Annotated in this window: 22 protein-coding genes; 10 read left to right on the forward strand and 12 right to left on the reverse strand. The window is 68.5% G+C overall.

The genetic code is table 11. The features are described 5' to 3' along the window. Positions 1-115: 115 nt before the first annotated feature. From QMO14_RS13960 to QMO14_RS13980, 5 genes are all read right to left on the reverse strand, one after another. Entirely contained in the window at positions 116-484 is a 369-nt protein-coding gene (locus QMO14_RS13960) for a nuclear transport factor 2 family protein (RefSeq protein WP_301507802.1), read from the reverse strand. Positions 485-578: 94 nt separating this feature from the next. Continuing rightward, entirely contained in the window at positions 579-938 is a 360-nt protein-coding gene (locus QMO14_RS13965) for an NIPSNAP family protein (RefSeq protein WP_301507803.1), read from the reverse strand. 43 nt (positions 939-981) lie between these two features. Continuing rightward, positions 982-1,365: a 2OG-Fe(II) oxygenase gene (locus QMO14_RS13970; protein WP_301507804.1), complete on the reverse strand. Its 384-nt coding sequence runs from the start codon at positions 1,363-1,365 to the stop codon at positions 982-984. 43 nt (positions 1,366-1,408) lie between these two features. Next, positions 1,409-2,128, reverse strand: a complete 720-nt coding sequence (locus QMO14_RS13975; RefSeq protein ID WP_301507805.1) for a hypothetical protein — start codon at positions 2,126-2,128, stop codon at positions 1,409-1,411. Positions 2,129-2,232: 104 nt separating this feature from the next. After that, on the reverse strand, positions 2,233-8,283 hold the full coding sequence (locus tag QMO14_RS13980; RefSeq protein WP_301507806.1) for an alpha-2-macroglobulin: 6,051 nt from the start codon (positions 8,281-8,283) through the stop codon (positions 2,233-2,235). 197 nt (positions 8,284-8,480) lie between these two features. Here QMO14_RS13980 and opgC point away from each other — a divergent pair, with 197 nt between their 5' ends. Next, positions 8,481-9,623 carry an OpgC domain-containing protein gene (gene opgC / locus QMO14_RS13985; RefSeq protein ID WP_301507807.1) on the forward strand — a complete coding sequence of 381 codons (1,143 nt, stop codon included), beginning with the start codon at positions 8,481-8,483 and terminating at the stop codon, positions 9,621-9,623. A 19-nt stretch (positions 9,624-9,642) separates the two neighbouring features. On the opposite strand, the gene QMO14_RS13990 is transcribed toward opgC, so the two are convergent. The 3 genes from QMO14_RS13990 to QMO14_RS14000 form a co-directional block, all read right to left on the reverse strand. After that, positions 9,643-10,401, reverse strand: coding sequence for an SGNH/GDSL hydrolase family protein (locus QMO14_RS13990; protein WP_301507870.1), 759 nt, complete (start codon positions 10,399-10,401; stop codon positions 9,643-9,645). Between the two features lie 101 nt (positions 10,402-10,502). After that, the gene (locus tag QMO14_RS13995; protein WP_301507808.1) at positions 10,503-11,258 is read right to left on the reverse strand and encodes an anti-sigma factor; all 756 of its coding nucleotides are present in this window, start codon (positions 11,256-11,258) and stop codon (positions 10,503-10,505) included. Positions 11,259-11,292: 34 nt separating this feature from the next. After that, positions 11,293-11,886 (reverse strand): RNA polymerase sigma factor, encoded by a 594-nt coding sequence (locus tag QMO14_RS14000; RefSeq protein WP_301507809.1) that lies wholly within the window; start codon positions 11,884-11,886, stop codon positions 11,293-11,295. Between the two features lie 137 nt (positions 11,887-12,023). Between QMO14_RS14000 and QMO14_RS14005 the strand changes: the two genes are divergently transcribed. Together QMO14_RS14005 and QMO14_RS14010 are read left to right on the forward strand one after the other, a co-directional pair. Beyond that, entirely contained in the window at positions 12,024-12,563 is a 540-nt protein-coding gene (locus tag QMO14_RS14005) for a hypothetical protein (RefSeq protein ID WP_301507810.1), read from the forward strand. A gap of 29 nt (positions 12,564-12,592) precedes the next feature. Further along, positions 12,593-13,900: a hypothetical protein gene (locus tag QMO14_RS14010; protein WP_301507811.1), complete on the forward strand. Its 1,308-nt coding sequence runs from the start codon at positions 12,593-12,595 to the stop codon at positions 13,898-13,900. A 23-nt stretch (positions 13,901-13,923) separates the two neighbouring features. Here the strand turns inward: QMO14_RS14010 and QMO14_RS14015 are convergent, their stop codons facing one another. Continuing rightward, complete coding sequence (locus QMO14_RS14015) at positions 13,924-15,399, reverse strand: rhomboid family intramembrane serine protease (protein WP_301507812.1); 1,476 nt, start codon at positions 15,397-15,399, stop codon at positions 13,924-13,926. 134 nt (positions 15,400-15,533) lie between these two features. Then, the gene (gene argH / locus QMO14_RS14020) at positions 15,534-16,931 is read right to left on the reverse strand and encodes an argininosuccinate lyase (protein ID WP_301507813.1); all 1,398 of its coding nucleotides are present in this window, start codon (positions 16,929-16,931) and stop codon (positions 15,534-15,536) included. Positions 16,932-16,988: 57 nt separating this feature from the next. Between argH and QMO14_RS14025 the strand changes: the two genes are divergently transcribed. The 6 genes from QMO14_RS14025 to QMO14_RS14050 all read left to right on the forward strand — a co-directional run bounded on the left by QMO14_RS14025 (position 16,989) and on the right by QMO14_RS14050 (position 23,564). After that, positions 16,989-18,062, forward strand: coding sequence for a sensor histidine kinase (locus QMO14_RS14025; protein ID WP_301507871.1), 1,074 nt, complete (start codon positions 16,989-16,991; stop codon positions 18,060-18,062). After that, the gene (locus QMO14_RS14030) at positions 18,059-18,808 is read left to right on the forward strand and encodes a LytTR family DNA-binding domain-containing protein (RefSeq protein WP_301507814.1); all 750 of its coding nucleotides are present in this window, start codon (positions 18,059-18,061) and stop codon (positions 18,806-18,808) included. Before QMO14_RS14025 ends, QMO14_RS14030 begins: the two co-directional genes overlap by 4 nt. Continuing rightward, a complete protein-coding gene (locus QMO14_RS14035; protein WP_301507815.1) occupies positions 18,805-20,058 on the forward strand; it encodes an AI-2E family transporter in 1,254 nt (417 codons plus the stop codon). The genes QMO14_RS14030 and QMO14_RS14035 overlap by 4 nt, the downstream gene beginning before the upstream one ends. A gap of 102 nt (positions 20,059-20,160) precedes the next feature. Further along, positions 20,161-21,342, forward strand: a complete 1,182-nt coding sequence (locus QMO14_RS14040) for a DUF1624 domain-containing protein (RefSeq protein ID WP_301507816.1) — start codon at positions 20,161-20,163, stop codon at positions 21,340-21,342. Positions 21,343-21,377: 35 nt separating this feature from the next. Further along, positions 21,378-22,115, forward strand: coding sequence for a DUF4198 domain-containing protein (locus tag QMO14_RS14045; protein ID WP_301507817.1), 738 nt, complete (start codon positions 21,378-21,380; stop codon positions 22,113-22,115). Between the two features lie 30 nt (positions 22,116-22,145). Then, positions 22,146-23,564, forward strand: coding sequence for an OprD family outer membrane porin (locus QMO14_RS14050; protein ID WP_301507818.1), 1,419 nt, complete (start codon positions 22,146-22,148; stop codon positions 23,562-23,564). A 19-nt stretch (positions 23,565-23,583) separates the two neighbouring features. On the opposite strand, the gene QMO14_RS14055 is transcribed toward QMO14_RS14050, so the two are convergent. Both QMO14_RS14055 and QMO14_RS14060 read right to left on the reverse strand, forming a co-directional pair. Next, positions 23,584-24,051: a helix-turn-helix domain-containing protein gene (locus QMO14_RS14055; protein WP_301507819.1), complete on the reverse strand. Its 468-nt coding sequence runs from the start codon at positions 24,049-24,051 to the stop codon at positions 23,584-23,586. A gap of 231 nt (positions 24,052-24,282) precedes the next feature. Continuing rightward, positions 24,283-24,816 carry a GNAT family N-acetyltransferase gene (locus QMO14_RS14060; RefSeq protein ID WP_301507820.1) on the reverse strand — a complete coding sequence of 178 codons (534 nt, stop codon included), beginning with the start codon at positions 24,814-24,816 and terminating at the stop codon, positions 24,283-24,285. 49 nt (positions 24,817-24,865) lie between these two features. Between QMO14_RS14060 and QMO14_RS14065 the strand changes: the two genes are divergently transcribed. After that, positions 24,866-25,789 (forward strand): LysR family transcriptional regulator, encoded by a 924-nt coding sequence (locus QMO14_RS14065; protein WP_301507821.1) that lies wholly within the window; start codon positions 24,866-24,868, stop codon positions 25,787-25,789. Positions 25,790-25,813 lie beyond the last annotated feature (24 nt).

A 25,813-nucleotide genomic window follows, 5' to 3' on the forward strand; every position in this document is an offset into this window, starting at 1 on the left:
AAGTGCAAAGGCCGCGGATGATCCGGGGTCGCCCGCCATGGCGGCAAGCGCGGCGGCCAGGCGCTACGTCACGGCCGTAACGGCCGTCACGCGACACCGGCCGCGGGTGTGGGGCTTATTCGCCGGTGTCGTAGAAGAACTCTTCCTTCACGATCTTTCCGTCCTTCGTGGTGTAGAGCGCCATTTCTTCCATCGTGAAGCGGTGGCCGGTGGCCTTCATCGTCACGTCGAAGCGGAAGCCGACGATGAAGCGGTCGTCGTGCGGCCAAGGGCCGGCAACCTGCATCGAATGCACTTCGTGGTTGGCGACCCACCACTCGCCCTTGGCCCTGATGGCCGCGAGGCCCACCGCCTCGCGCGCCTGCCCGGGCGGGGCACTGGCCTCGACGCTCACGGCGTCGGGCGTGTAGAGCGACTCGGCCTCATCGAACTTTCCTTCTTTGCACAGCGCGACGAGCTTGTTTGCGATTGCCAGCGTGTTCATGGGTTGTCTCCTGATGAAAGGGTGAAGGGGAGGGAGGGCAGTCTGCCCGCATCGCCGTCAGGCTGGGCAGGTTCCGGCCGTAGAGCGGTGCATCTCAAGAGGCTCCTGGTTCACCGGGCGGATTCAGCGAGCGCATGCTGGCGACGGTTTCGTCCGAAACCCACAGCAGCGTGTTGAGGTAGGTCTCGATGCGCTCGACCAACGCGCCGCGCGGGCCTTCGCGCCACTCGGCCGAGCCGTAGAAGGCGGATTGCTGCGCCTCCAGCGCCTGCCGGTCGGCATACGCACGCACGAGGTGATAGCTCTCTTCCTCGTGGTCCGAGCGGCCGTAGGTGACGACGTCCATGCCCTTGCCGCGCAGCATCGGCACGGCGCGTGTATGCATGGCTTCGTGGAATGCGGCGAGCGTGCCGGGCTTGAGCCTGTAGGTGCGGATTTCGATCAGCCGGGTCATGGCGGGCGAGCCTCCTTGGGGTCGACGGTTTCGGGCGTGTGTGTCAGCGGGGCTTGCCGGCGAGCACCCAGCCCAGCGAGAAGACATAGCGGCTGCCGCCCACCACCCGCGTCACGCTGTGCTCGCAGGCATCGGGACGGAACAGCTTGACGCGCCGCGTCGCGAAGATCGGGTCGGCGCACACGAACTCGCCGCCCGAGCGCGGGGACTTCAGCACGATGTTCAACCGGTAGTGCCGCCCGGCCTGCACCGGGTCGGTATGCGGCGGGATCTCCGAGCCCTCGGGGTAGCGGATGAGGTAGCTGTCGAACGGCAGCGGCCAGCGCGCCGTGAGCAGAAGCATCTTGTCGTAGCCCGTGCCCTGGCGGCCGCGCTGCCAGCGGAAGGCCAGGGAGAAATAGCTGCGCAGGGCGGTGGCGAAACTCATGCGGAATGTCGGAGAGCCTCCAAGCCGCGCATTTTCAGCCGATTCAGCAGAAAACGATCGCCGTCTTGTGCTCGATGCTCAGCCGCGCCGATTCGTACAGCAGCAGCCAGGACACGTATTCGCGGTACAGGCCGTTGTCGTCGTCGATGAGCGCATCGATGCGCTCGGCTTCCTCGTCGGAGAGCTCGCCGTTCTCGAGGCGTATGCCCAGGGCGGGGGCCACGAACACGAGTTCCTCGAGCAGGCGCTGGGAGGAGCCGAGCATGCCGCCGGGCAGGCCGCTCGGCTCTTCGATGTCCGCGTCGCCTTCGGCGTCGTGGTCGGCCTCTTCATCTTCTTCGTCCTCGTCGTCGTCCTCCTCGCTATCCCCGTCGAACAGCACTTCCTTGAAGTCGATGGGAACGTAGAAGCCCTCGGCGTCGGAGTGGCACAGCAGGTGGCTCTCGGAGCCGTCCAGCAGCGCCTGGATCTTGGGGTCGGCCGTGGGATCGACATCGTCCGCCAGCGGCGTGGCCACCCAGTCGGGCGCCAGCACTCGGTGCGCGTAGGCGCGGCGCAGGTAGTGGATGAAGGAGTACGGAAAGCCGTCGATCGACGCGCGGGAGTCGAGTTCGAGCGGTCCGTGCGGCTCGATGTGCGGGGGCAGTCCCGCGGCGGCCAGGACGCGGTTGACTTCGGCCAGTTCTTCCTCGAAGCCCTCGGCGCTTTCAGGATCGTCCTCGAGCAGTTCGGCGAGCATGCCGACGCAGACAGCCAGGCCCATGGTGTTTTCCTCCAGGTTGTTGGTTCGCCGCGATGGTGAGGGCGGCCGGTGAAGGAGCGATGACCGATAGATGCTCCTTCACCGTTTCCGGCGGGGCCGTTCGCCTACTTCGCCGCCTCCACCTTCACCCGCGCGTTCGGCGCCTCGCCGAACATCTCGGGCGCGTACATCGCCTCGACGCGGCTGGGCGGCAGGGCGAAGTCGCCGACGTTGTTCAGGCGCACGGTGTATTCCATCTTCACCACGCCCTTGGGCAGGTATTCGTAGTAGCTGCGGAAGGCCTCGAAGCTGCGTTCCTCGAAGGCCGGCCAGCCGGCGCCGCTCTTCTTCTCGCCCTGCGTGGCGATCTGCGAGTCGCGGCCCAGGCCGCCGCCGAGGATGGTGGCGCCGCCCGGGATCGGGTCGCTGATGACCACCCAGGTCATGTCGGCGCTGGCGTTCACCTCCAGCGTCACGCGCAGCACGTCGCCGCGGGTGTACTTGCCGGAAGGCAGCGAGGTATTGGCCTGCTCGACCGGAGTGATGGTCTTCTTGATGGCGTAGCCGGCCGCGAAAGGCGCCTTCAGCTGCACTGCGGCGATCGACTGCAGCGTGAGCCACGGCTTGCCGGTGCCCTGTTGAGTGACCAGCAGGGTGTCGCGCACCGGAGCGCCGGAAGGCGACGCAGCCCACGGCAGGAACATCGTGTTGTTCTTCAGGTTGCCCGGCGAGGCGGGTGCGCCGAAGAAGGTGGTCTGGTTCGGCGCGCCGGTGGCGTCGCTGGTCTTCACGCGCTCGACCTTGCTCCAGTCGACCTGCGCCTTCACCGCGCCGAGCGTGGCGGCGGTGACGCCCGACACCGGCGTGCTCTCGAACACCTTGCTGAACTTCTCCAGCGCCAGTCCGCCCCACAGGTTGGCGGTGGTGGTGTGCCACGCGCCGTTCTGCTGGCGGCCGATGAAGCCGTTGGCCAGCTTGCCGATGTCGTCCTTCCAGGCCGGGTCGTCCATCACGCTGAGCAGCAGGCGGGCGGTGTTGACGTCGCCGTTGGTCATCAGCCACCACCAGTAGTCGTCCTGTTCGGTGCTGAAGATCAGCTTGGTGCCCTGGTACGACAGGCGCGCCTTCAGCACGTTGTTGGCCTCGTCCAGGCGCTGCTGGCGCTGCGGCACGTCGTTCACGCGCTTGAGGATGTTGAGCCAGTCGATCACCGCGCTTGTGGGCCACTGGTTCGGCGCGATGGTGATGCTGCCGACCATGCTGCCTTTGGCCTTGCCGTAGCGCGAGAGCGCTTCGAGCGCGGCCAGCTTGCGCACGTCGAGGTCCTTGCGCKGGCTCCAGAAGTCGCGCGTGATGCGGCCTTCGACGAAGGCGATCAGGCCCGACTCCATCGGCGCGCGCACGTCGTCGGCGAGCGCGAAGGCGGGGTTGAGCTGGGCGGCTTCGTTCGTCGCCGCGAGCAGGTACGAGGTGAGGATGTCGCTGCCACGGTTGGCCTCGCCGTCGCGCGGCGGGAAGTAGTTGGCCAGGCCGTCGCTGTCGAGATAGGTCGGCAGCTGGGCCAGCACGCCCTGCCACATCTTCGCGTCGCGCAGGCCGACCGATTTGCTGGTCTTCTGTTCGAGGCAGATGAAGGGGTAGTTCGCGAACCAGTCGCGCACGCCCGGCAGGCCTTCGGCCAGCTTGGGCTGCAGGGCAAGCTTGAGGCCGCCACGGCCGGGCAGGGCGTCGGCGGGCGGTGCCACGTCGAGCGTGAACGGACCGTCGACCTGCACCAGTGTGCCTTGCTGCACCGTGAGAGGCACCGAGGGCACGATGCGCTGGCGCACCTTCAGCGCATCGCGCGCGCCGCCGATGGTGTCCTTCGCCTCGATCTCCCAGATGATGGCTTCGGCGCGCGTCTGCGCGAGCTGCGCGGGCGCGGTCACGGTCCATGCCACTTCGCGCGCCTCGCCGGCCGGGATGTCGACCGTCTGCGGCTCCAGCGTGAGCAGGGTGGCGCGCGGCGTGGCCTCGACCTTCATCGGCTTCTGCGTGGTGTTGCGCAGCGTGACCTGGGCGCGGAACTGGTCGTCCTCGCGCACCAGCGGCGGCAGGCCGCTGATGATCTGCAGGTCCTGCGTGGCCTGGATGCTGGCCTGGCCGGTGCCGAAAAGGCCCATGCCCGAATCGGCCACGGCCACGATCTTGAAGGTGGTGAGCGCGTCGTTCAGCGGCACCGTCACCACGGCCTGGCCGTTGGCGTCGAGCACCACCTTCGGGTTCCACACGAGCAGTGTGTCGAGCAGTTCGCGCGTCTGGCCCTTGCCGCCGCCGCCGCCCGCTGGCACGGCCTTGCGCCCGTAGTGGCGCCGGCCGACGATTTCCATCTGCGCGGTGGAGGTGCTCACGCCCCAGCTGCGCCGCTGCAGCATGGCGTTGAGCAGGTTCCAGCTGTCGTTGGGCATCAGTTCCAGCAGGGCCTGGTCGACCGCGGCCAGCGCCACTTCGGCGCCGGCGGCCGGCTTGCCGTCGGGCAGCTTGGCGCTGATGGTCACCTGCGCCTTGCTGCGGATCGGGTAGCTGGGCTTGTCGCTGGTGACTTTCACGTCGAGCTGGTGGGCCTGCGTGCCCACGCGGATCTCGGCCATGCCGAGGCGGTAGGCGGGCTTGCTCAGGTCGACCATGGCGGTCGGCGCCACGTATTCCTTGCCTTCGTACCAGAAGGCCGTCCACCACTCGCGCGGCGACTTGAAGCCCCAGGTGAAGAAGCTGTACCACGGCACCTCGCGCAGGCGGCCGCGCAGCGCGAGCACGCTCACGTAGGCGTTCGGGCCCCACTCGGGCTTCACCTCCAGGGTGACGGTCGGGTCCTTGCCGTCGAGCTTGACCACGTGCGTCTCGATGATGCCCTCGCGTTCCACCGCGACCAGCGCGGTCGCGAAGCGGAAGGGGCTGCGCACCTGGAACTTGGCGATCTCGCCGGGCTGGTAGCTCTTCTTCTCGGGCAGCACGTCGATGCGGTCGTTGTCCTCGCCGCCGAACCACAGCTCGCCCTGCCTGGTCACGTAGACCGAGCTCACGGCCTTGGCATCGCGGCCTTCGCTGTCGGTGGCGCTGGCGATGAGTTCGACCTCGCCCGCTTCCTTCAGCTCCGATTCGCACAGCAGCAGGCCGCGCGCGTCGCTCTTGCCGCTGCAGACGGTGCCGATGTCCTTGGTCTCGGTCTTGTTGTCGTAGGTGTAGAAGCCGCCCACCATGCGCTTGCGGCTGGTGGTGGTGATGCGCGCCACGGCGCGCACGTTGAGCGTGACGTTGGCCTGGGGCTTGCCCGAGAGGTCGAGTGCCAGCGCCTGGAACTTCAGCTTCTGGGCAGTGGAGACCCAGCCCTCGGTCTTGATGCCGGCGATGACGGAAGCCGGCCACAGCGTCTGCGTGCTGCGGATGGTCTGCACCTCGCCGTTCGGGTCGGCGTAGGTGGCCTCCAGCAGCAGCTCGCGCGCGGCCTTGACCTTCGGCACCTTGTCGATGGTGACCTTGCCGGCGCCGTCCTTGTTCAGCGTGAGCGGCAGCTTGTCTGCGATCACACGGGTGTCGTTCACGCTGTTGAGGTCCTCCTCGCCCGAGCCGGCCTCGGCCGCGGCGGAGACCGCCGTGGCGGCCTCGCTGCCGTCGCCCTGCGAGGCGCGCGGCGGGTTGAAGCTGAAGGCGTCGTAATCGGAGAAGCTCAGGCTCTTGCCGCGCACCATGGCCGACACGCGCACGGGCAGGTTGGCCGCGCCGCCGCCCGAGACGTAGTTGATCTGCACGTCGGCGGGCACGCTGGTGGCCGCCACCAGCGGCTTCTTGTCGGTGGGCGCGATGCGGCCCTCGAGCACGGGCAGGCGGAATTCCTCGACGCGGAAGCTGCCGGTGGAGAAGCTGCGGCCGTAGCCGTCGTCGCCATCGCCTTCACTTTCACCCTCACCCTCGCCGTTGGCGTCCTTGCCCTTGCCGCTGCGCAGCATCACCTCGTACACGCCGAGCTTGGCGGCCGGCGGAATGGCGAAGCTGTTCTCGGCGCTCAGGCCGCCGGTGGCGGTCTTGCGCCAGTTCAGCGGCTGCGTGAAGCGCTGGCCGCTGCCCACGTGGGTGATGACCAGCGTGTCGGGGCGGTTCTCGGGCAGCCCGAAGCCCTTGCTGGTCTGCGTGCGGATCAGGCTCTTCATCGACACCGTCTCGCCGGCGCGCAGCAGCGTGCGGTCGAAGATGGTGTGGGCGACGCGGTCGGCCTCGGGCTGCAGGCTGGTGGGCACGTTGAAGCGCCAGGGCTCGATGCCGCGCTGCCAGTCGCTCCAGGTGAAGGCGAGGTCTTCGACGCCCTTCTCGTCCCTGGCGCGGGCGCTGACGAACCAGGCGCCGCTGTCGTATTCGTTCGGTCCGTTGCACGAGGGCGCCTGCGGCGACACGCCGCCGAGCATGACCACGCCGTTGGCGTCGGTGGTGCCGCTGGCCACGGCCTTGCCGTCGCAGCTGGACACGCGCACCTCGGCACCGGCCACGACCTTGCCCTTGTCCAGCGTGGTGACCCAGGCCATCGAGTTCTCGCGGCCCAGCTTGAAATGCACCGCCAGGTTGGTGGCCAGCGCGGTGGTGCGCACGTACATCGTGCGCCCGGCGTTGTAGCGCTCGTCGAGCAGCGCCTCGCCCAGCTTCTGCGAGGCGATTTCAAGCACGTGGAAGCCCGGCGTCAGCGGGATGCCGATGACTTCGAAGGGGCGCGGGTCGCCCGAGTCGGCCTTGGGCATGTCGAGCGCCTTCACGCCGGGTTGGCCGGCCAGCAGCGACAGCATGCGGGTCTGCAGCGTGGTGCGGTCGTCCTTGTCGATGACCGGGGGCAGCGGGCCCTTCACGTCCTTGCGCGCCTGTTCGCGCGAGACGGTGAAGTTGTCGTAGCGGCGCACCTTGCGGAACCACGCGATGATTTCCGCGTCGGTCTTCGGGTTCATGTCGCTCACCTTGCCGGGCGTGAGCGCATTCACCATCAGCTTCGGCTCCACGCGGCGCACGGTGACCGGCATCATGGCCGGCGTGTCCGGTTCGGCCAGGCGCTCGACCACGCCGAAGGGCGAGGCGGCGAACTTGGCCAGCGGCGGCATCGCGCCGGTCGCCACCTTCATCGGGAAGTTGCCGGGCGTGGCCAGCGGGCGGCCCGAGGCGTCCTCGAACTTCGAGGGCAGCTCGATGCTGTACTGCGCGCTCTCGGCCAGCGGCGGCTCGAAGCTCACGCTGTTGACCACGTCGTCGTCGCTCTGCGAACCGCCTTCGTTGTCCAGCTTGGCCTTGATGGTCTTGTCGCCCTTGAGCTGGATCTGCGAGGCCAGCTTGCGCGTGACGGGCGCGTTGAACTGCAGTTGCATCGGGCGCAGCGGCAGGCAGGCGGCCTGCGCGTTCTCGCGCTCGCAGGTGAACGAAGCCGCGAAGGGTTCGCGCACCTGGAATTCGAGGCGGCGTTCCACGTTGTTGGCCACGCCCGAGGGCGTGGCCACGCCCTTGCCGTAGACGACCTGCACCTTGGCGCCCGGCGTCAGCGTGCGGTTGCACTGCATCGTGATGAAGCGCAGCGGGTCTTTCTCGGCCGACTTCTCGCGGCCGAAGGCCTTGAGCAGGCCGGCGCGCTGCTCGCCGTCGAGCAGCTTGACGGGAATGCGCTCGCCCACGCCGTCGGCCGTGCACCAGACGTTCTGGCGCACGCTCTCCAGCGTGGCCGCGCCGTTGAGCTCCAGCATGAACATCTGCTGCTCGTCGATGCGGCTGTAGCTGCCCGGCATGTAGTTGCGCACGAAGGGGCCGCCGGTGTTGAACTGGTAGCGCTCGGGGCCGGTGAGCTCGCCCGAGGCGGGCTTGAAGGTGGGAATGCGGGTGACCGTGCAGCGCACGCCGGGCGGCAGGTCGTTCTCGAAGTCGTAGACCCAGGCCTTGGCGTCGGTCCAGCGGCCGGTGCCCCTGGCGGCCTGGGCGTCGTTGCAGCTCACGGTGAGCGGGGCGGGGGCCTTGGGGTCGCCGAAATTGACGGCCGGCTGGTCGAACTTGGCGACCACCTGGCGCACGCGCGCCACTTCGCCCTGCGGCGAGAGGCTGACGATCTGGAGGGCAAAGCCCGGGTCGGACGCAAGAACGCCGCCGGCCAGGAGCAATGTTGGAAGGAAACGGTTCACTTTTTTGTATCTCCACCTGAGAGGCAGCGCGCAGCGTAGCCGATTTGCGCGACGGTTCGGGAGTGCCAACAGTCATAGGCCGTTGGCTTGATCGCCGGGCGCGGCGGGCCTTGCGCGGGCTTTACGTCGGTCTTCTTACAATCGGGGCCGTCGTGCGTGCGCCGCGCGGACCGCCACCAAGACCTCGCCGCCGACCGATGAAACGCTACTGGGAAATAGACGCCTTGCGCGGGCTGATGCTCGTGCTGATGACCGTCACCCACCTGCCCACCCGGTTGACCGACCCGCTGGGCCAACCCTTCGGTTTCGTCTCGGCCGCCGAGGGCTTCGTGCTGCTGTCGGCCTTCGTGGCCGGCCTGGTGTACAGCCGCATCGGCCACCTGCGCGGGGTCGACTCGATGCGCCAGGCCTTCTGGCGGCGCGTGCTGAAGGTCTACCTGGCGCAGGCGGCGACCCTGCTGTTCCTGTTCACCGTGATCACGGCCGTGGGCCTGCACATCGACCAGCCGGCGGTGAAGAACCTGGTGTCGTACTACCTGGCGGAGCCGCGCGAGGGCTTCATCTACGGGCTGCTGCTCATCTACGAGCCGGCGCTGCTGGACATCCTGCCGATGTACATCTTTTTCATGCTCATGAGCCCCTGGGTGCTGGCCTTCGCCATGCGCCACGGCTGGACCTGGGTGATGGTGGCGAGCGCCACCGTGTGGGCGGCGGCGCAGTTCGGCCTCAGCGAATGGGTCTACGGGCTGGCGGTGCGCTACCTGGGCGTGCCGGTGCCCTTCCACGAGATGGGCGCGTTCAACACCTATGCGTGGCAGTTCCTGTGGTTCGCGGGGCTGTGCATCGGCGCGACCCGCAACGATCCGGATGCGCAGCCGCTGCGCTTTCCGGCGTGGCTGCTGGCGCTGGCGGCGGGCATCGCGCTCTATGGGCTGTACTGGCGCCACACCGGCATCAACGGGCAGGCGCCGTTCGGCGGCGATGTGGAGCTGAACCTGCTGTTCGACAAATGGCAGCTCGGCCCGCTGCGGCTGGTGAACCTGGTGGCGCTGGGCATCCTGGTGGTGCGCTTCGGGCCGTGGCTGATGCGCCGCATCCCGCGGCTGCGCTGGCTGGAGGCGATGGGCTCGGCGTCGCTGCCGGTGTTCTGCGCGCACCTCATCGCGGTGCTGCTGGTGCTGGCCTTCTACGGCGACAGCCAGACGGCGCGGCCCTGGTGGGGCGACGGGCTGCTGCTGGCGGCGGTGTTCTCGGGGATGTACTTCGTGGCGCGCTTCACGCGCGGGGCCGACGTTCCGCCGCCGGCCGACGACGTGCCGCCGGAGCCCGCGCGGGCTTGAGCGCGGGCTCCCGCCCAGTTCAGGGCAGGCCGGCCGTTGGCGTCGCCGGGGGAGCCTGCAGGTGCGGCGCGATCACCGATTGCCAGAGGTGGTAGCCCTCGTCGGTCAGGTGCAGCTTGTCGCTTCTGAACAGCTCGGGGCGCGGGCGCCCGTCCGCACCCAGCATCGGCGTGTAGATGTCGATGAACTCGCTGTTGGGCAGCAGGTTCAGGTAGGCCGAGACCATGTGGTTGGTTTCGCGGATCTGCGGCAGCAACTGCTCGCGCGAGGGGCTGGGCTTGACCGAGATGAAGCTGATGCGCGCATCCGGCAGCTCGGCGCGCACCGCGTTGGCGAGGCGCGCGAAGCTGTCGAGCACCTGCAGCGGCGTGCGGCCCTCGGTCAGGTCGTTGTCGCCCGCGTAGACCATCACCTGGCGCGGCTTGTAGCGCACCACCAGGTCGCGCGCGAAGAGGGCGCAGTCGGCCAGCGTGGAGCCGCCGAAGCCCCGGTTGATCACGCCGCCGGGCACGTGCGAGAAGTCCTGCGAGAGGCGCGTCCACATGCGCACCGTGGAGCTGCCCACGAACACGACGCCGCCGGGCGCCGGAAAGCGCTCCTGGTCGGCCCGCGCGAAAGCCGCGAGCTCGTTGTGCCAGCGGTCCTTGGCGGCCAGGTAATCGCGGGCGGCGGCGGTCTCGGCGGCAGCCGTCTCGGACTCCTGGGGGAAGAAGCTGGATTGGGCCTGCGCGGCCAGCGCGGCGGTCAGCAGGGCGACCGCGGCCAGCGCGGTTTTCATCGAAGACATTGAAAGGACGGAAGAAGGGCGGAAGGCGGGGCAGGCGGGTTTTCTACCACGACGCCCCAAGGCAGGCGATCGTTGACAGAGGCTGGCCCCGGCTAAATGGTTTTCTCGATGAGCGCGCCCTTGAACAGAATCGGCCCCTTGGGACCGCTGCCCGCCGGCACGCCACCCTTGGCCTCGAGCGAAATGGCCAGCGCCGGCACCGCCTGCACGTCGGACTCCGACGCCGTCAGCTTCAGGGCCGGCGCGTTGCCGAGCACGCCCAGCGAACGCGGCGCGCCGCCCGGGGGCAGGGCCCAGAGCTGCAGCGACTTGTCGTCGCCTTCCTTGAAGCTGCCCACGCGCTGCAGCACGAGCTGCTTCTTCTTCGGATCGAAGGTCACGAGCATCGAGGCGGCCGACTGGTCGTCGTTGAGCACGGCCACGTACTGCACCGCCGGGGCGTTCTGCAGCTGGTCGCGCAGGTTCAGCCCGACCGTCACGGCCACCACGGTGGCCAGTGCACCGGCCGCGGCGGCACCGCGCCACAGCGCGAGGCTGCGCAGCCAGCCGCCCTGGCGGGGCTCGCCGGCAGCCCTGGCCGCCTCGCGCTGGCGTTCCACCGCGAGCGCGGACTGCTCGGCGTCGATGATGTTGCGGATGCGCGTCCACACGGCTGCATCGGGCGCGACCGGCGATTGCAGCTCGGTCATGCTCGCGAGCCGGCCCTGCCAGACCAGCGCGGCGGCGCGCACCGGCGCCTGTTCGCGCGCCAGGGCCTCGAAACGGCGGCGGGCGCCGCCGCGCAGGGTGCCGAGTGCGTGGCTCGCGGCCAGCAGTTCGAGCAGTTCGGGGTGTGCGATGAGGTTCATGGGTAGACCGCCTTTTTCTTCGTCGCCATCGCCTTCACGCAAAGCGTCCCATGCAGACGCGCAGCTTCTCCAGCCCGCGCCGTATCCATGTCTTGACCGTGCCGAGCGGCAGCCGGAGCTGCTCGGCCAGCTCGCCATGGCTCATGTCGCGCAGGTAGGCCAGGCTCACCACCTCGCGCTGGCGGCCCTCGAGCTGGCTCAGGCACTGGTGCAGCGCCCAGGCCTGCTCGCTGGCATCGGCGCTGGCGGACGGGTCGGGCGCGTCCGATTCGAGCTGGTCGGCCATCTGTTCGTCGAATTCCTGCGTGAGCTGGGCGCGGTCGGCGGTACGGCGGCGCAGCAGGTCGAGCGAGCGGCTGCGCACGATGAGCCCCAGCCAGGCCAGCGGCGGGCTGAGCGAGGCGCGGTAGTCGCCGGCAACCCGCCAGACGGTCAGGAAGCTCTCCTGAAGCACGTCTTCCGCCCATTCGCGCTGGCGCACCACGCGCATCGCCAGGCCCATCAGCCGGGGTGAGGTTCGGTCGTAGAGCTGCCGCAGGGCGGCTTCGTCGCGATGGCCGATCCGGTCGATCAGCGCCATCAGTTCGGCGTCGGGGCTGGGTGCGGGCATCCGGGGATTGTGGGGCATCGATGCGCATGACCGGAGTACGGGGCAACCCGGCGGGCGGATTCAGCGCGTCGCCCGAATGAAGTCTTTTGGAAACATTTGTCACCGTATACTGCGCCGCAAAAACCGAGGGACCGCGTACGCGCGGACGGAGAAGAATGAAGCAAATTGCGATCGTGATCGCGCTCTGCGTGGGCGCGTGGTACTTCCTTGTCGGCGGGCGCAAGCTCGACGAGCCGATGGTGCACGATCATTACCGCAACGAGGCGCGTGCCATTTTCGACCGCGATGTCGACAAGCTGTGCAGGCTGCTCAGGCGCAAGGCCGTCATCGAGAGCAAGATGACCATGATGGGCCGTACGGAAGAGTTCACGTACAACCGGGACGAAGCGTGCGCCGCGCAGCACAAGACGGTCGAGGCCTTGCGTCGCGTCGGCGACCAGATGGGCGGCATCCTCACCCTCGACTATGACTACCACATCGATTCGGTCGAAGTGGCTCCCGACCGCAAAAGCGCCGTCGTCAAGGGCACCAACGTGCTGCTGATGGGCGAGTCGGTCCTCCAGGTCAAGACCAGCTTCACTCAGCGCCTGGAGCGCGAGCTTGGCCAGATGCGCCTGGTGCATGCCGATGAAATCACCGTGGTCCGCCTGGGCGGCCGCGGGGCCATGAGCCAGAGCGACTTCTTCCGCAAGTAAGCAAGAAAACAAAGAACAGGGGAGTTGCCATGATCGCCGTCAAGGATGCGCTGCCGCCGCCACCGCCGTTCTGGCACCGGCTCAACAGCTTCTTCGCATTTCCGTTCCAGATGCGGCCGCTGGCCTACGGCCTGCTGCTGGCGTTCTGCAGCCTGCTTTTCGACGCCATCTTCTTCCTGCCCCAGGCTCTGGCCCTCTTCGTCATCGAGGTCGGCATCATGCTGGCGGCCAGCCGCTACGGTTTCAAGGTCATCGCGCTGGGCGCGCGCGGCATCCGCGACTCCGCCGACTTCGGCCGCGAGTCGAGCGACGAATGGACCTACCTGCCCTGGAAGCTCTTCGCCATCTCGCTGGTGCAGGCCTTCCTGATCGGCTGGCTCGCCTGGTACGCGCCCATTCTGGGCACGGTGGGGCTCTTCGTGATGTCCTTCACCTTTCCGGCGGCGGTGATCGTGCTGGTGCAGTCGGGCAGCTTCTTCCAGGCGATGAATCCCGGCCACGTGATGGACGCGATGCGCATCATCGGCTGGCCGTACGCGCTGCTGTGCTTCTTCCTGTTCCTGCTCAGCACGGGAGCGCAGGTGGCGCTGGCGATGGTGCTGCCGATGTTCGACGGGCGCATCGTGCTGCCGATCGTCAATTTCGCCTTCATCTACTTCGGCTGGGTCATGGCGAGCCTGCTGGGCTACGTGATGTTCCAGCACCACGACGCCTTCGGCTTCGACGCCGTGCCGGGCAGCGAATTGCCCGACGGCGCGCCCGTCGACCGCCGCACGCCCGCGCAGATCGCCGCGCAGCGCACTGACGCGGAGGTGGCGCAGCTCATCACCGACGGCGACCTCGCCGCCGCGCTGGGCACGGCCTACGAGGCACAGCGCACCGCCGACTCCAACGACCTCGCGGCGCAGCGCCGCTACCACCGCGTGCTGGCGCTGATGCCCGAGAAGAAGGACACCCTGCTCGACCATGCGCGGCGCTTCATCCCGTTGCTGATGCGGCGCGACCTGGCCTCGGAGGCGCTGAAGGTCTTCAAGGCCTGCAAGGAGCGCGACAAGGCCTTCGCGCTCGACGACCCGGCCATGGTGATCGCCATGGCCCGCGCCGAATGGCGCAACGGCGACGCCCACGCCACGCTGGCGCTGCTGTCGGGCTTCGACAAGCGCTTCCGCGGCAACGAGGCGATTCCGCAGGCCTACGAACTCGCCGCGCGGGCGCTGGTGCAGGGCCTGGGCCGCTCCGACATGGCGCAGCCGATCCTGACGACGATGGAAGCGCGCTACCCCGACAGCGAGCAGACGCAGGAAGTGCGCTGGCTGCTGCGGTCGACGGCGCCCTAGCCGCAGCGGTTCCGGGGGGGCCCTCAGGCGCGCTGCAGCGCGCGCGTCACCATGTCGTTCGGTGCGAGGCGCAGCAGGTGCGGCAGCAGGCCGACCGCCTTGTCGCGCAGGCCCGCGTGCAGCAGGCCGTTGGCGCAGGTCGAGAGCGTGTCGGCCAGCTCGGGGTGGTCGGGCGCGGTCTTCAGCAGGCTGCGGCACAGCCGCTCGGCGTCCTCGAACTGGCGGATGCGGGAGAAGCGGCGCGCGAGCCGCGCCATGTCCTCGGGCTTGAGCCGCACGCCGGGACGGGCCTGGTCGAGGTAGGTCTGAAAGCTCGTGTGCTGCAGCGCCAGCGTGTCCTCGTCGGTGGCGGGCAGGCGGAAGATGCGGCGCGCGGCCTGGTGGAAATCGTCGCTCGCGGGCTGCAGGCGCGCGGTGTTGAACCAGGCGCGCAGCGTCTCGGCGTCGCCAGGGCGCAGGGCTGCGGCGGCGCGCCATTCGGCGCAGGCGCGGTCGAACTTCATCGCGGCACCGTACTTGCGGGCGGCGGCCACGTGCTCGTCGAAGCGGTCGTCGTCGTTCACCATTTCCGATTTGACGGTCTCGGGCGTCTTCACCCGGCCCAGCAGCATGGCACCGTACATCAGCGCGGCGCCCGTCAGCAGGCCGCCGAGGTGGGCCATGTAGGCGATGCCCTGGCCGCCCAGCCAGTGCTGCACCAGCTCATTGGCGATCCAGGCCGGCAGCAGCAGCAGGGCCGGCGCGGTGACGTAGTTGAAATAGAAGAACAACTGGTAGAAGAAGCGGATGCGCCGCAGGCGGTACATCACCGCGTACATGCCCATCAGCGCCGAGATCGCGCCCGAGGCGCCCAGCCCGTAGGTGCCGCCGGCATAGGCCCAGCCGGCCAGCACCGAGGCGCCGACCGCGCCCAGCAGGTAGAACGCCAGGTAGGTGCCGCGCCCCAGCGCCAGTTCGACCGAGAAGCCGAAGAGGAACAGGAACAGCATGTTGCCCAGCAGGTGGCCGGTGCTGCCGTGCAGGAAGGCGTTGGTGATCCAGGTCCAGGGCCTGAATTCGGCATCCGTCGCGTAGCTCTGCGCCCAGCGTTCGGTGAAGGGCGCGGGCAGCAGGGCCTCGTACTGCTGGCGAGCCTGCTTCCATTCGCCGTACTGCGGGTTCGACGGCGTGATGACCTGGTCGGAGCGCAGCTTCTGCAGGAACTTCCTGTCGTTCTGCAGGCCTTCCAGCAGCTGGGGATAGGCCTCCTCGTGCGGCAGCATGCGGCGCGCGAGCTTGCCGCGCTTCGGGTCGGTCTTTTCGAGCCACTCCACGAAGGCTGGCAGCTCCAGCGCGGGCAGCGCGCTCTTCACGTAGTAGCTGGCCGCGCGCTCCCGCCCTTTCTCCTCGCTGCGCTGCGGCCCCCAGAACACGATCATGTTCAGGAGGATCAGCAGCACCGTCATCCACGGCGGATTGCGCCAGCTCGGCCTGTTCTCGAGCGGGATGGCGTAGAACACGGTGTGTTTTCCAGCTGTCGGGTTTGCCGTTTACAGGCGGCCGCCGCCGGGCCGCCCCAAGGCGGGCCGCGCCTCCCCCTTGGGGGGTGGAGTTACACGAGCGCAGCGAGTGAAAAGCCGGGGGGCCGACATTTCTAGCCGAGGCGGGCGCGGTGACGGGCGACTTGCGCCTTCACCTGCGCCGGGGCGGTGCCGCCCAGGATGTTGCGCGCGTTCAGCGAGCCGCGCAGGCTCAGCACGTCGTACACGTCCTTCTCGATGCTGGGGTTGAACTGCTGCAGCACGGCCAGCGGCAGCTCGGCCAGGTCGACCTTGTGCGAGGTGGCGGCCTTCACGGCGTGCGCCACGGTCTCGTGCGCGTCGCGGAAGGGCAGGCCCTTCTTCACGAGGTAGTCGGCCAGGTCGGTGGCGGTGGCATAGCCGCGCAGCGCGGCGGCTTCCATGGCCTCGGGCTTCACGGTGATGCCGCCGATCATCTCGGCGAAGATGCGCAGGGTGTCCTTGAGCGTGTCGACGGTGTCGAACAGCGGCTCCTTGTCTTCCTGGTTGTCCTTGTTGTAGGCCAGCGGCTGGCCCTTCATGAGCGTGATGAGCGCCATCAGGTGGCCGACCACGCGGCCGGTCTTGCCGCGCGCCAGCTCGGGCACGTCGGGGTTCTTCTTCTGCGGCATGATCGACGAGCCGGTGGTGAAGCGGTCGGCGATCTGGATGAAGCCGAAGTTCTGGCTCATCCACAGAATGAGTTCTTCGCTCATGCGGCTCACGTGCACCATGCACAGGCTGGCGGCCGAGGTGAATTCGATGGCGAAGTCGCGGTCGCTCACCGCGTCCAGGCTGTTCTGGCAGACGCCGTCCATGCCCAGGGTCCTGGCGACCAGTTCGCGGTCCAGCGGGTAGCTGGTGCCGGCCAGCGCGGCGGCGCCCAGCGGCAGGCGGTTGACGCGCCGGCGCACCTCTGCCATGCGTTCCGCATCGCGGCTGAACATCTCGACATACGCGAGCATGTGGTGGCCGAAGCTCACCGGCTGCGCCACCTGCAGGTGGGTGAAGCCGGGCAGGATCACATCGACGTTCTTCTCGGCGATGTCCACCAGCGCCTTCTGGAGCTCGACCAGCAGGTCGCCCACGAGGTCGATCTCGCCGCGCAGCCACAGGCGTACGTCGGTGGCGACCTGGTCGTTGCGGCTGCGGCCGGTGTGCAGGCGCTTGCCGGCGTCGCCGACCAGTTGGGTCAGGCGGGCCTCGATGTTCAGGTGCACGTCCTCGAGGTCGAGCTTCCATTCGAAGGCGCCGGATTCGATCTCGCCACGGATCTGCGTCATCCCGCGTTCGATGGCGGCGTGGTCCTGCACGCTGATGATGCCCTGCGCGGCCAGCATGCCGGCATGCGCCAGCGAGCCCTGGATGTCGGCCTGCCACAGGCGCTTGTCGAAGAAGACGCTGGAGGTGTAGCGCTTCACCAGGTCGCTCATCGGTTCGGAGAACAGGGCCGACCAGGCTTCGGATTTCTTGTCGAGTTGGTTTTGGGTCATGGGAGCCGTCCAGGAAGGCAATAATGGGTTGGTCACCCGATGGATCAGATGTCTGCGATGCGCAACCCGGCGATTTTATCGGCCAGCTCTTCACCCACGCCCCCGCCGTCTTCGGAGCGAGCCCGCGCGCCCGTGCGCGGCGGCCCGTCGATCTTCGACGCCTGCCAGATCGGGGTGGTGCTGCGCACGGTGATCTTCGTCGAGGCGGTGGTCGCCATCGCCGCGCTTTTCGTGGTTTCCACGCCCGGCGAATGGCTGGTGCAGACCGCCACCATCACCGGCGGGGCGCTGCCCGCCACGCTGCTGTGGCTGGTGAGCGCCTGCGGGCTCAAGAAGCCGCTGCGGCGGCTGCCGAAGCACTGGCAGTACACGGCCGGCGCGCTGCTCGGGGCGCTGTCGGCGCTGTACGGCTGCGGGCTGCTGCGGCTGACGGGCGTGCTCTCCAGCGCGCCGTGGCTGGCCAGCGCGCTTGCGGGTGCCTTGTTCGCGGGGCTGGTGATGGCGGCGATGGTGCTGCGCGCCCGGGGGCAGACGCCGGCAGCCACCACCGCGCGACTGGAGGAGCTGCAGTCGCGCATCCGCCCGCACTTTCTGTTCAATACGCTCAACAGCGCCATCGCGCTGGTGCGCGAGGAGCCGGCCAAGGCCGAGACCATGCTGGAAGACCTGGCCGAGCTGTTCCGCCAGGCGCTGGCCGACCCCGGCGAATCGGGCACGCTGGCCGACGAGATCGCGCTGGCCGAGCGCTACCTTGCCATCGAGCAGGTGCGCTTCGGCGACCGCCTGCGCATCCGCTGGGACCTGGACGCCGCCGCCAGCAACGCGCGCCTGCCGCCGCTGCTGCTGCAGCCGCTGGTCGAGAACGCCATCAAGCACGGCGTGGAGCCCAGCCCCGAGGGCGCCAAGCTGCGCATCCGCACCGAGCGGCGCGGCAACATGGTGGTGATCGAGGTGGTCAACAGCCTCCCGCCGCTGCGCTGGGCCGACGAGCCGCTGCCGCGCGGCCACGGCATCGCGCTGGCCAACGTGCGAGACCGGCTGCGGCTGCTGCACGACATGCAGATGCAGTTCAGCGCCGGCATGGACCAGAAAAGCTACAGAGTACGGATAGCCATTCCCGCCGAATCATGACCCTGAAGACCCTGATCGTCGACGACGAAGCCCTGGCGCGCTCGCGCATGCGCACGCTGCTGCGCGACTGCATATCGCCCGGCGCCGAAGTGGTGGCCGAAGCCTCGCAAGGCGCCGAGGCGCTGCAGCAGCTGGGCACGCTGGCGCTCGACCTGGTGCTGCTCGACGTGCACATGCCCGGCGTGGACGGCATCGAGGTGGCGCGCGCGCTGCGCAGCCGCTGCGACGCGCCGGCAGTGGTGTTCGTGACCGCGCACGCCGCCCATGCGGTGACGGCCTTCGACCTCGAGGCGATCGACTACCTCACCAAGCCCGTGCGCGCCGAGCGGCTGCAGCAGGCGCTGCAGAAGGTCGAGCGATTCCTGAAGGAGCGCCGCGCGCTGCAGCAGGCCGAGGCCGCGCCCGAGACGGTGCTGATCCAGGACCGGGGCCGCGCCGAGCGGGTGCCGCTGTCGGAGGTGCTCTACCTCAAGTCCGAATACAAGTACCTCACGGTGCGCACCGCCACGCGCAGCCACATCCTCGACGGCTCGCTCAACGAGTTCGAGGAGCGCTATCCGCAGCGCTTCCTGCGCGTGCACCGCAACGCGCTGGTGGCGCGCTCGGCGATCCGCGCGCTGGAGAAATACGACGACGGCGAGGATGCCGAGGGCTGGGCCCTGCGGCTGGACGCCATTCCCGAACCCGTGGCCGTGTCGCGCCGGCAGCTCGCGGCGGTGCGCGAGGTGCTGAAGGAAACGCGATGAGCGACGACACGCCCAAGGCGGTGGAAGCTCCGCCGCCGGCCGAGCCGGTTGCCGAACCTCCGCAGCCGGTGGCGGCCGAACCGGCCCCCGAGCCGGAACCGGAACCGCCCGCACCCGCACCCGAGCCGCCTGCCCCGGCGCGCGAGCGCCTGCTGCTGCACATGCCTGTCGACGTGCGCAGCGCCTCGCTGGTGGTGCTCGCGGTGCTGGCCAGCGTGTTCGCGTTGCAGTGGGGGCAGGCCGTCTTCATTCCGCTGATGCTGAGCCTGCTGCTGACCTATGCGCTGTCGCCGCTGGTCGAGCTGCTTCATCGCTGGAAGCTGCCGCGCTGGATCGGCGCGGGGCTGATCCTCATGGGGCTCTTCGGCGGACTGGGCTATACCGGCTATTCGCTCTCGGGCAGCACCACGCAGCTGCTCGATTCGCTGCCGGTGGCCGCGCAGAAGCTGGGGCAGGCCATGCGCCGCGACAAGGGCGCCAGCGCCACGCCGCTGGACAACGTGCAGCAGGCGGCGGCGCAGCTCGAGAAGGCGGCCGAAGAAAACTCCGCCCGCGTCGCGTCGCGCAAGGGCGTGGCGCGCGTCATCATCGAGCGGCCCAGCTTCAACGTGCGCGACTACCTGCTCAGCGGCACCGTCGGGCTGCTCAGCGCGATGGGACAGCTCACGCTGGTGGCCTTCCTCACCTACTTCGCGCTGTGCTCGGGCGACACCTTCAGGCGCAAGCTCATCAAGATCACCGGGTCGAGCCTGCAGAAGAAGAAGGTCACGGTGCACGTGCTCGACGACATCACGCGCAACATCGAGCGCTACCTGCTGGTGCAGATACTGGTGAGCGCCATCGTCGGCGTTACCACCGGCCTCGCGTTCTGGGCCATCGGCATGGAGAACGCGGCCGTGTGGGGAATCATCGCGGCCGTCACCAACCTCATTCCCTACATCGGCTCGGTGATCGTGCTGGCCGCCGCGGGGCTGGTGGCCTTCCTGCAGTTCAACAGCCTGCAGATGGGCGTGGTGGTGGCCGGCATGTCGCTGGGCATCCACACCATCGTGGGCAACCTGCTGATGCCATGGCTCACCAGCCGTACCAGCCGCATGAACCCGGTGGCGGTGTTCGTGGGCGTGATCTTCTGGGGCTGGCTCTGGGGCATCTGGGGCTTGCTGCTGGGCATTCCGATCACGATGGTGATCAAGTCGATCTGCGACCGCGTGGAAGACCTGCAGCCCATCGGGGAGCTGCTGGGCGAGTAGCCCGCGCGCCCGGTTCCGGGCATGGGCTTCGGTCGGCAAGGACATTAACAAAGGGTGTCTTTTCGGTCGATACGATATTGGGATTCGATTCCCAATAACCGTATGTCCGAACCTCTGAGCATTCCTTTGCCGCCGCATGCCGACGCACGCGGCAGGCTGCTTTCCATCGACGCGCTTCGCGGCCTCGTGATCCTGTTCATGCTGCTGGACCACGTGCGCGAGACCTTCTACCTGCATCACCAGGTACCCGACCCGATGGTGGTGGACCAGACGCCGCCGGAGCTTTTCTTCAGCCGCCTGCTGGCCCATCTCTGCGCGCCGGTCTTCGTCTTCCTCACGGGCCTCTCGGCTTTCCTCTACGGTGCGAAGCATGCGGACGGCCGTGCGGCCACGTCCTCCTTTCTCTGGAAGCGCGGCCTTTTCCTCGTCGTGCTCGAAGTCACGCTCATCAACTTCGCCTGGACCTTCCAGTTACCGCCCGCCAAGGTGTTCCTGCAGGTGATCTGGGTGATCGGACTCTCGATGCTCTCGCTCGCCGCTCTGGTCTGGCTGCCCCGCAAGGCGCTCGTGATGCTGGGTGTGGTGCTGGTGGCGGGTCACAACCTGCTCGATGGCGTGCACTTTCCGGTGGGACACGTGCTGCACGTGCCATGGGCCGTGCTGCATGACCGGGGCTGGATCGAGGTGTCCGACGCGCTGAAGCTGCGCACTTCATACCCGCTGCTGCCCTGGATCGGCCTCATTGCGATGGGCTATGCGGCCGGCCCATGGTTCATGGCCGGTGCAGATGCGGTGCGGCGGCAGCGTCTGCTGTTGGTGTGGGGCCTGGGGCTGCTGGCCGGTTTCGTGCTGCTGCGTGCGCTCGACGTCTACGGAGACAAGCCTTGGGCGGCCGGCAGCAGCGCCGTCACCACGCTGATGGCCTTCCTGAACATCACGAAGTACCCGCCGTCGCTGCTGTTCATCGCGCTGACCATGGGCGTGGGCCTGCTGCTGCTGCGTGCCTTCGAGCGCAGGCAGGGCGCGGCATGGCTCGTACCGCTGGCGGTGTATGGCGCGGCGCCGATGTTCTTCTACGTGCTGCACCTGTACGTGCTCAAGTTCCTCTACCTCGGCGGCGAGGCGGTCTGGGGGCTCAACCAGGGCAAGTTCTTCGGCTTCAGCGCGATGTGGATGGTGTGGCTGGCCTCGGTCGTGCTCGCCTTCGCGCTGTATCCGGCGGTGCGTGCATTCGCGGCCCTTAAGGCGCGGCGCCGAGACATCGCCTGGCTCAAGTACCTGTAAGGGCCATGGCGATGCTTTCCTGCAATTCCCTGTCGATGCTTTCACTGCGTTGCGTGGCGGTCGCCTCCCTGCTGTGGGGCGTTTCGGCCGCGGCACATGCCCACGGCATCTGGTTCGCCCAGCGCTCGGGCGATCTGGCGCTGATCTACGGCGAGGGCGGCGACGACCTCGATGCCGCCAAGCGCCTGCCGCTGATCACGTCGATGGCGGGCTACGACGTGGCGGGCCGCGCGGTGCCCACTGCGCTCGAGCCGGTCGGCAAGCTTGCGCTGGTCGACCTGCGGGAGCAGCCGGCCGTCGTCGCGGCCGTGCTGGACAACGGCATCTGGACCAAGTCGGCCGAAGGCCAGTGGTTGAAGAAGCCCAAGAACGAAGTGCCGGGCGCCGTGGTCAGCGGCCATAACTTCAAGTACGCKGTGCATCTCAGGCGCACGCCGCTGGACCGGCCGCTCGCGGCCCTGCCTGGGCATACGCTGCAGATCGTGCCCGTCGACGCCGCGCTGCCCTCGTCGCTGGGCCAGCCGCTTCGCGTGCGCGTGCTCCATCGCGGCAAGCCGGTCGCGAACGTGCCGGTACTGGCCGACTTCGTCAACGATCCGGACGGCAAGGCGCTGCTTACGGCGGCAGATGGCACCGTGACGGTCCCGGTGCGCAACCAGGGGCTCAACGTGATCGCCGCGAAGCTCGATGCGCCCGCGGAGGACCAGGTCGCCACCGACAAGGTGGAGCACCTGGCCACGCTGTCCTTCCGGCTCGCGCATGCGCCCGAGTGAAGAGGGGCACGCATGATCCGAATGCATCCGATGCAACCTGCAGTCCCGTCGATGCCGGGCCAGGGCGGTCGAAGGCGCCTCCCGCAGGTCGGCAAATGCTGCGGTGCCGTGCTGATCGCACTGGCCGGTACCGCCTCCGGAGCGGAAGGCACGCCCCGCGAAGCCGCCGGGGGCTTCGTCGAGGACACGCGCTGGAGCCTGCTGAACCGCACCGTCTACGAGCGCCGCAACTATCTGGACGGCGCGACGAGCAACGGCGGCCGCAATGCAGTGCTGCCGAAGACCCGGCGCAGCGACTACGCGCAGGAATGGGGCTACGGGCTCATCGGCACCGTCGAATCCGGTTTCACGCCCGGCTGGATAGGTTTCGGCGCCGACGCGCATGTCTCGCTCGCACGCAATCTCTCCGGCGACGACTACCGCGTCGGCAAGATCCGCATGCTGCCGGTGGACAGTGCCGGCTACGCGCAGGACGGCATCGCACGCGGCGGCATCGCGCTGAAGGCGCGCGTTTCTTCCACGGTGCTGAAAGTGGGCGAGCAGCGGGTGAAGACGCCGATCTTCAGTTCGTCCGACACGCGCCTGCTGCCCGAGACCATGCGCGGCTGGCTCGTCACCAGCAACGAGTTCGACAAGCTCACGCTGCAGGCCGGCCGGTTCACCGGCTCGACCGACCGGAATGCGCGGAGTACCGGCAACCCGCTGATCGTGAACTACCTCGATCCGAAATCGCCGCGCGGCGACGCCTTCGACTTTGCCGGCGCCACCTGGAAAGGCATTCCCTCGCTCGCGATCAGCGGCTATGTGGGGCGGCTGAAGGACACCTGGCGCACGAGCTACCTCGGGGCTTTCTACACGGTGCCGTTGCAGGATGGCGGCAGCGCGAGCGCGAGCGCGAGCACGCTGTCCTTCGACCTGCAGGTCTATCGCAGCAAGGATACGGGCCGTGCACTGGCGGGTCGGGTCGACAACACGACTTCGAGCCTGATGGCCACCTACGCGCACGGGCCTCATCGCATCGGCCTGGGCTGGCAGAAGGTGGCTGGCGACACGCCGTTCGACTACGTGACGCGCGGCGCCATCTGGCTCGGCAACGCGGCACAGCTTTCGGACTTCAACGCGCCGCACGAGCAGTCATGGCAACTGCGCTACGAGGTCGACGCCGCGCAATGGGGCGCGCCAGGCCTAAGCCTGGGCGCGGCCTACATCCGCGGCAGCGGCATCGACGGCAGCCGCGTGCCCGCACGCGGAGGCTATGCATGGCTGGGCTATGGCCGCGGCGGCGAGCACTGGGAGCGTGACCTCTGGCTGTGCTACACGGTCCGCGAGGGCCGGGCCAAGGGGCTGGCCCTGCTGCTGCGCTATGGCGAGCACCGCAACAACAAGGCGCAGGCCGAACTTCCCACGCGCCAGATCCGCGTGGCGGTGGAGTACCCGATAGGCGGTTGACCGGGGAGGAAGCTGCCGGTCAGCGCGCCACCCTGGCAGTGGCGGGAAGTTTCTTCACGAAGGTCGCGGCCGGATCGAGCGGCTTGCCGTCGCGCGCGCGCAGCTCGATCTTCGGCACCGGCTTGCCGCTGTCGCGCTCGACCAGCACCGAATGCGGCTCGCCCCTGGCGTACAGGTGCGCCTCGCCCCAGTGCCGCAGGCCGACCACCACGGGGAACAGGCCCTTGCCCTTGGCCGTCAGCACGTATTCCTGGTAGGCCGATCCGTCGGAGGCGGGCACGAGCTCGAGCACGCCTTCGATCACCAGGTTCTTCAGCCGGTCGGACAGGATGTTCTTGGCGACGCCCAGGCTCTGCTGGAACTCGCCGAAGCGCTTCATGCCGTCGAAGGCATCGCGGATCACGAGCAGCGACCACTGGTCGCCGACGATGTCGAGCGCGCGTGCCATCGGGCATGCGTCGGCCTTGAGGCTTTTTCGTTGGGCCATGGGAGCTTTCCTTCGGGTTCGTCGGACCGGGGCGGCAATGACCGCAGTCGGTTTTATTTTAAAACCCAGAGAGAAGCGCCTGCCTGGCCGCCCGACGCTTCGTGCCCTTACCCGTGCGTGCAGGCGTGTGGCCGATGCGGATGACGGCCTGCCTCGGTCCCGCGCGAGTCGGAGCACGCCGGCGCCGGACGCATCCTTCCCGAATTCCTCCGCCGAGCGAGCGGCGAAGGCTCAGTGCAGCGCGCGCTGCATCAGTACCGTGTCCACCCAGCGCCCGAACTTGAATCCGATGTCGCGCAGCACGCCGACCTGTTCGAAGCCCAGGCTTTCATGCAGCCGCAGCGAGCCCGTGTTGGCGCTGTTGCCCACGCAGGCGACCATTTGCGTGAAGCCGGCTTCGGTGCAGCGCCGGATCACCTCGCGCAGCAGCGCCTTGCCGATGCCGTGGCCGTGCATGCCCTGAGCGACGTAGACCGAGTCTTCCACCGAGTGCCGGTATGCGGAGCGGGCGCGGTAGGCGGTGGCGTAGGCATAGCCGGCGACCTTGCCGTCGAGCATCGCCACCAGGTAGGGCATGCCGCGCGCGAGCACGTCGGCGCGGCGCTGCTGCATCTGGTCGACGGATGGCACTTCTTCCTCGAAGGAGCACAGGTCGTGCAGCACGTAGTGGCTGTAGATGGACTGCACGGCGGCCATGTGATGCGGCATGGCGTCGAGGATTTCGACCGTGGCGGAAGCGAGCGGAGCAGGGGATGGCGATGACATGGCCCCGATCTTGACGATGCACCTTCGATAAGTGAAGCTTCGCTAGCCTATGCAAGGCATGAGAAAAACTTTGGATAAATCGCTCAACCTCGACCAGCTCCGTTCCTTCGCGCTGGTGATCGAAACCGGCAGCTTCTCGGCCGCCGCCGACAGGCTGGGCCTCTCCCAGCCGGCCGTGAGCCTGCAGATACGCCAGCTCGAACGCCGGCTGGCGGTGCGCCTCGTGGAGCGCGTCGGCAAGCGCGCGCAGGCCACGCCGGCTGGCATGGAGCTGCTGCGCCACGCGCAGAACATCGAGGCCGCGGTGGAAAACGCCATCGACGCGCTCGCCGACCACGCCAGCGGCATCGCGGGCCGCGTGCGGCTGGGCACGGGCGCGACGGCCTGCCTGCATTTCCTGCCTGCCGTGCTGCGCGGGCTGCGTGAGCGCTTTCCCGAACTCGGCGTGGTGGTCAGCACCGGCAACACCGAGGACCAGGCGCGCAAGGTGGAAGAAAACAGCCTCGATCTCGCGCTGGTCACGCTGCCCGTGGCCGGGCGCTCGCTGGCGGTGATGCCGGTGCTCGACGACGAATTCGTGGCCATCGGCCGGCAGGACATCGCGCCGCTGAAGGCCAGGGTCTCGCCGGGCGACCTGGCCAGTTTGCCGCTGGTGCTGTTCGAGCCCGCGGCCAACACGCGCAAGCTGGTCGACCGCTGGTTCGCCGCGGAGGGCCTGCAGCCGCAGCCGGTGATGGAGCTGGGCAGCGTGGAGGCGATGAAGGAGATGGTGGCCGCGGGGCTGGGCTACGCCATCGTGCCCGGCATGGCGATGGTGGGGCGCGGCGCGCACCCGGAGCTGAAGACCAGCCGGCTGAACCCCCGAATGCATCGCGGGCTGGCCATCGTGGTCCGGCGCGACAAGCCCGTCAGCAAGGCCCTGCGCGTGGTGCTGGATGCGATCGTGGCGGCCGGGAAGCCCGGCCGCCACTGATTGGTCGGATCGATTGCGGAGCTG

This window comes from Variovorax sp. CAN15 (assembly GCF_030462475.1).
In the GTDB taxonomy this organism is placed as follows: domain Bacteria; phylum Pseudomonadota; class Gammaproteobacteria; order Burkholderiales; family Burkholderiaceae_C; genus Variovorax.

What these genes read in the sequence shown, in the direction of transcription:
- QMO14_RS13960 (WP_301507802.1), bottom strand. Translation starts at nt 484, where the DNA reads ATGAACACGCTGGCAATCGCAAACAAGCTCGTCGCGCTGTGCAAAGAA.
- QMO14_RS13965 (WP_301507803.1), bottom strand. Translation starts at nt 938, where the DNA reads ATGACCCGGCTGATCGAAATCCGCACCTACAGGCTCAAGCCCGGCACG.
- QMO14_RS13970 (WP_301507804.1), bottom strand. Translation starts at nt 1,365, where the DNA reads ATGAGTTTCGCCACCGCCCTGCGCAGCTATTTCTCCCTGGCCTTCCGC.
- QMO14_RS13975 (WP_301507805.1), bottom strand. Translation starts at nt 2,128, where the DNA reads ATGGGCCTGGCTGTCTGCGTCGGCATGCTCGCCGAACTGCTCGAGGAC.
- opgC (WP_301507807.1), top strand. Translation starts at nt 8,481, where the DNA reads ATGAAACGCTACTGGGAAATAGACGCCTTGCGCGGGCTGATGCTCGTG.
- QMO14_RS13990 (WP_301507870.1), bottom strand. Translation starts at nt 10,401, where the DNA reads ATGAAAACCGCGCTGGCCGCGGTCGCCCTGCTGACCGCCGCGCTGGCC.
- QMO14_RS13995 (WP_301507808.1), bottom strand. Translation starts at nt 11,258, where the DNA reads ATGAACCTCATCGCACACCCCGAACTGCTCGAACTGCTGGCCGCGAGC.
- QMO14_RS14000 (WP_301507809.1), bottom strand. Translation starts at nt 11,886, where the DNA reads ATGCCCCACAATCCCCGGATGCCCGCACCCAGCCCCGACGCCGAACTG.
- QMO14_RS14005 (WP_301507810.1), top strand. Translation starts at nt 12,024, where the DNA reads ATGAAGCAAATTGCGATCGTGATCGCGCTCTGCGTGGGCGCGTGGTAC.
- QMO14_RS14010 (WP_301507811.1), top strand. Translation starts at nt 12,593, where the DNA reads ATGATCGCCGTCAAGGATGCGCTGCCGCCGCCACCGCCGTTCTGGCAC.
- argH (WP_301507813.1), bottom strand. Translation starts at nt 16,931, where the DNA reads ATGACCCAAAACCAACTCGACAAGAAATCCGAAGCCTGGTCGGCCCTG.
- QMO14_RS14025 (WP_301507871.1), top strand. Translation starts at nt 16,989, where the DNA reads ATGCGCAACCCGGCGATTTTATCGGCCAGCTCTTCACCCACGCCCCCG.
- QMO14_RS14030 (WP_301507814.1), top strand. Translation starts at nt 18,059, where the DNA reads ATGACCCTGAAGACCCTGATCGTCGACGACGAAGCCCTGGCGCGCTCG.
- QMO14_RS14035 (WP_301507815.1), top strand. Translation starts at nt 18,805, where the DNA reads ATGAGCGACGACACGCCCAAGGCGGTGGAAGCTCCGCCGCCGGCCGAG.
- QMO14_RS14040 (WP_301507816.1), top strand. Translation starts at nt 20,161, where the DNA reads ATGTCCGAACCTCTGAGCATTCCTTTGCCGCCGCATGCCGACGCACGC.
- QMO14_RS14050 (WP_301507818.1), top strand. Translation starts at nt 22,146, where the DNA reads ATGCAACCTGCAGTCCCGTCGATGCCGGGCCAGGGCGGTCGAAGGCGC.
- QMO14_RS14055 (WP_301507819.1), bottom strand. Translation starts at nt 24,051, where the DNA reads ATGGCCCAACGAAAAAGCCTCAAGGCCGACGCATGCCCGATGGCACGC.
- QMO14_RS14060 (WP_301507820.1), bottom strand. Translation starts at nt 24,816, where the DNA reads ATGTCATCGCCATCCCCTGCTCCGCTCGCTTCCGCCACGGTCGAAATC.
- QMO14_RS14065 (WP_301507821.1), top strand. Translation starts at nt 24,866, where the DNA reads ATGCAAGGCATGAGAAAAACTTTGGATAAATCGCTCAACCTCGACCAG.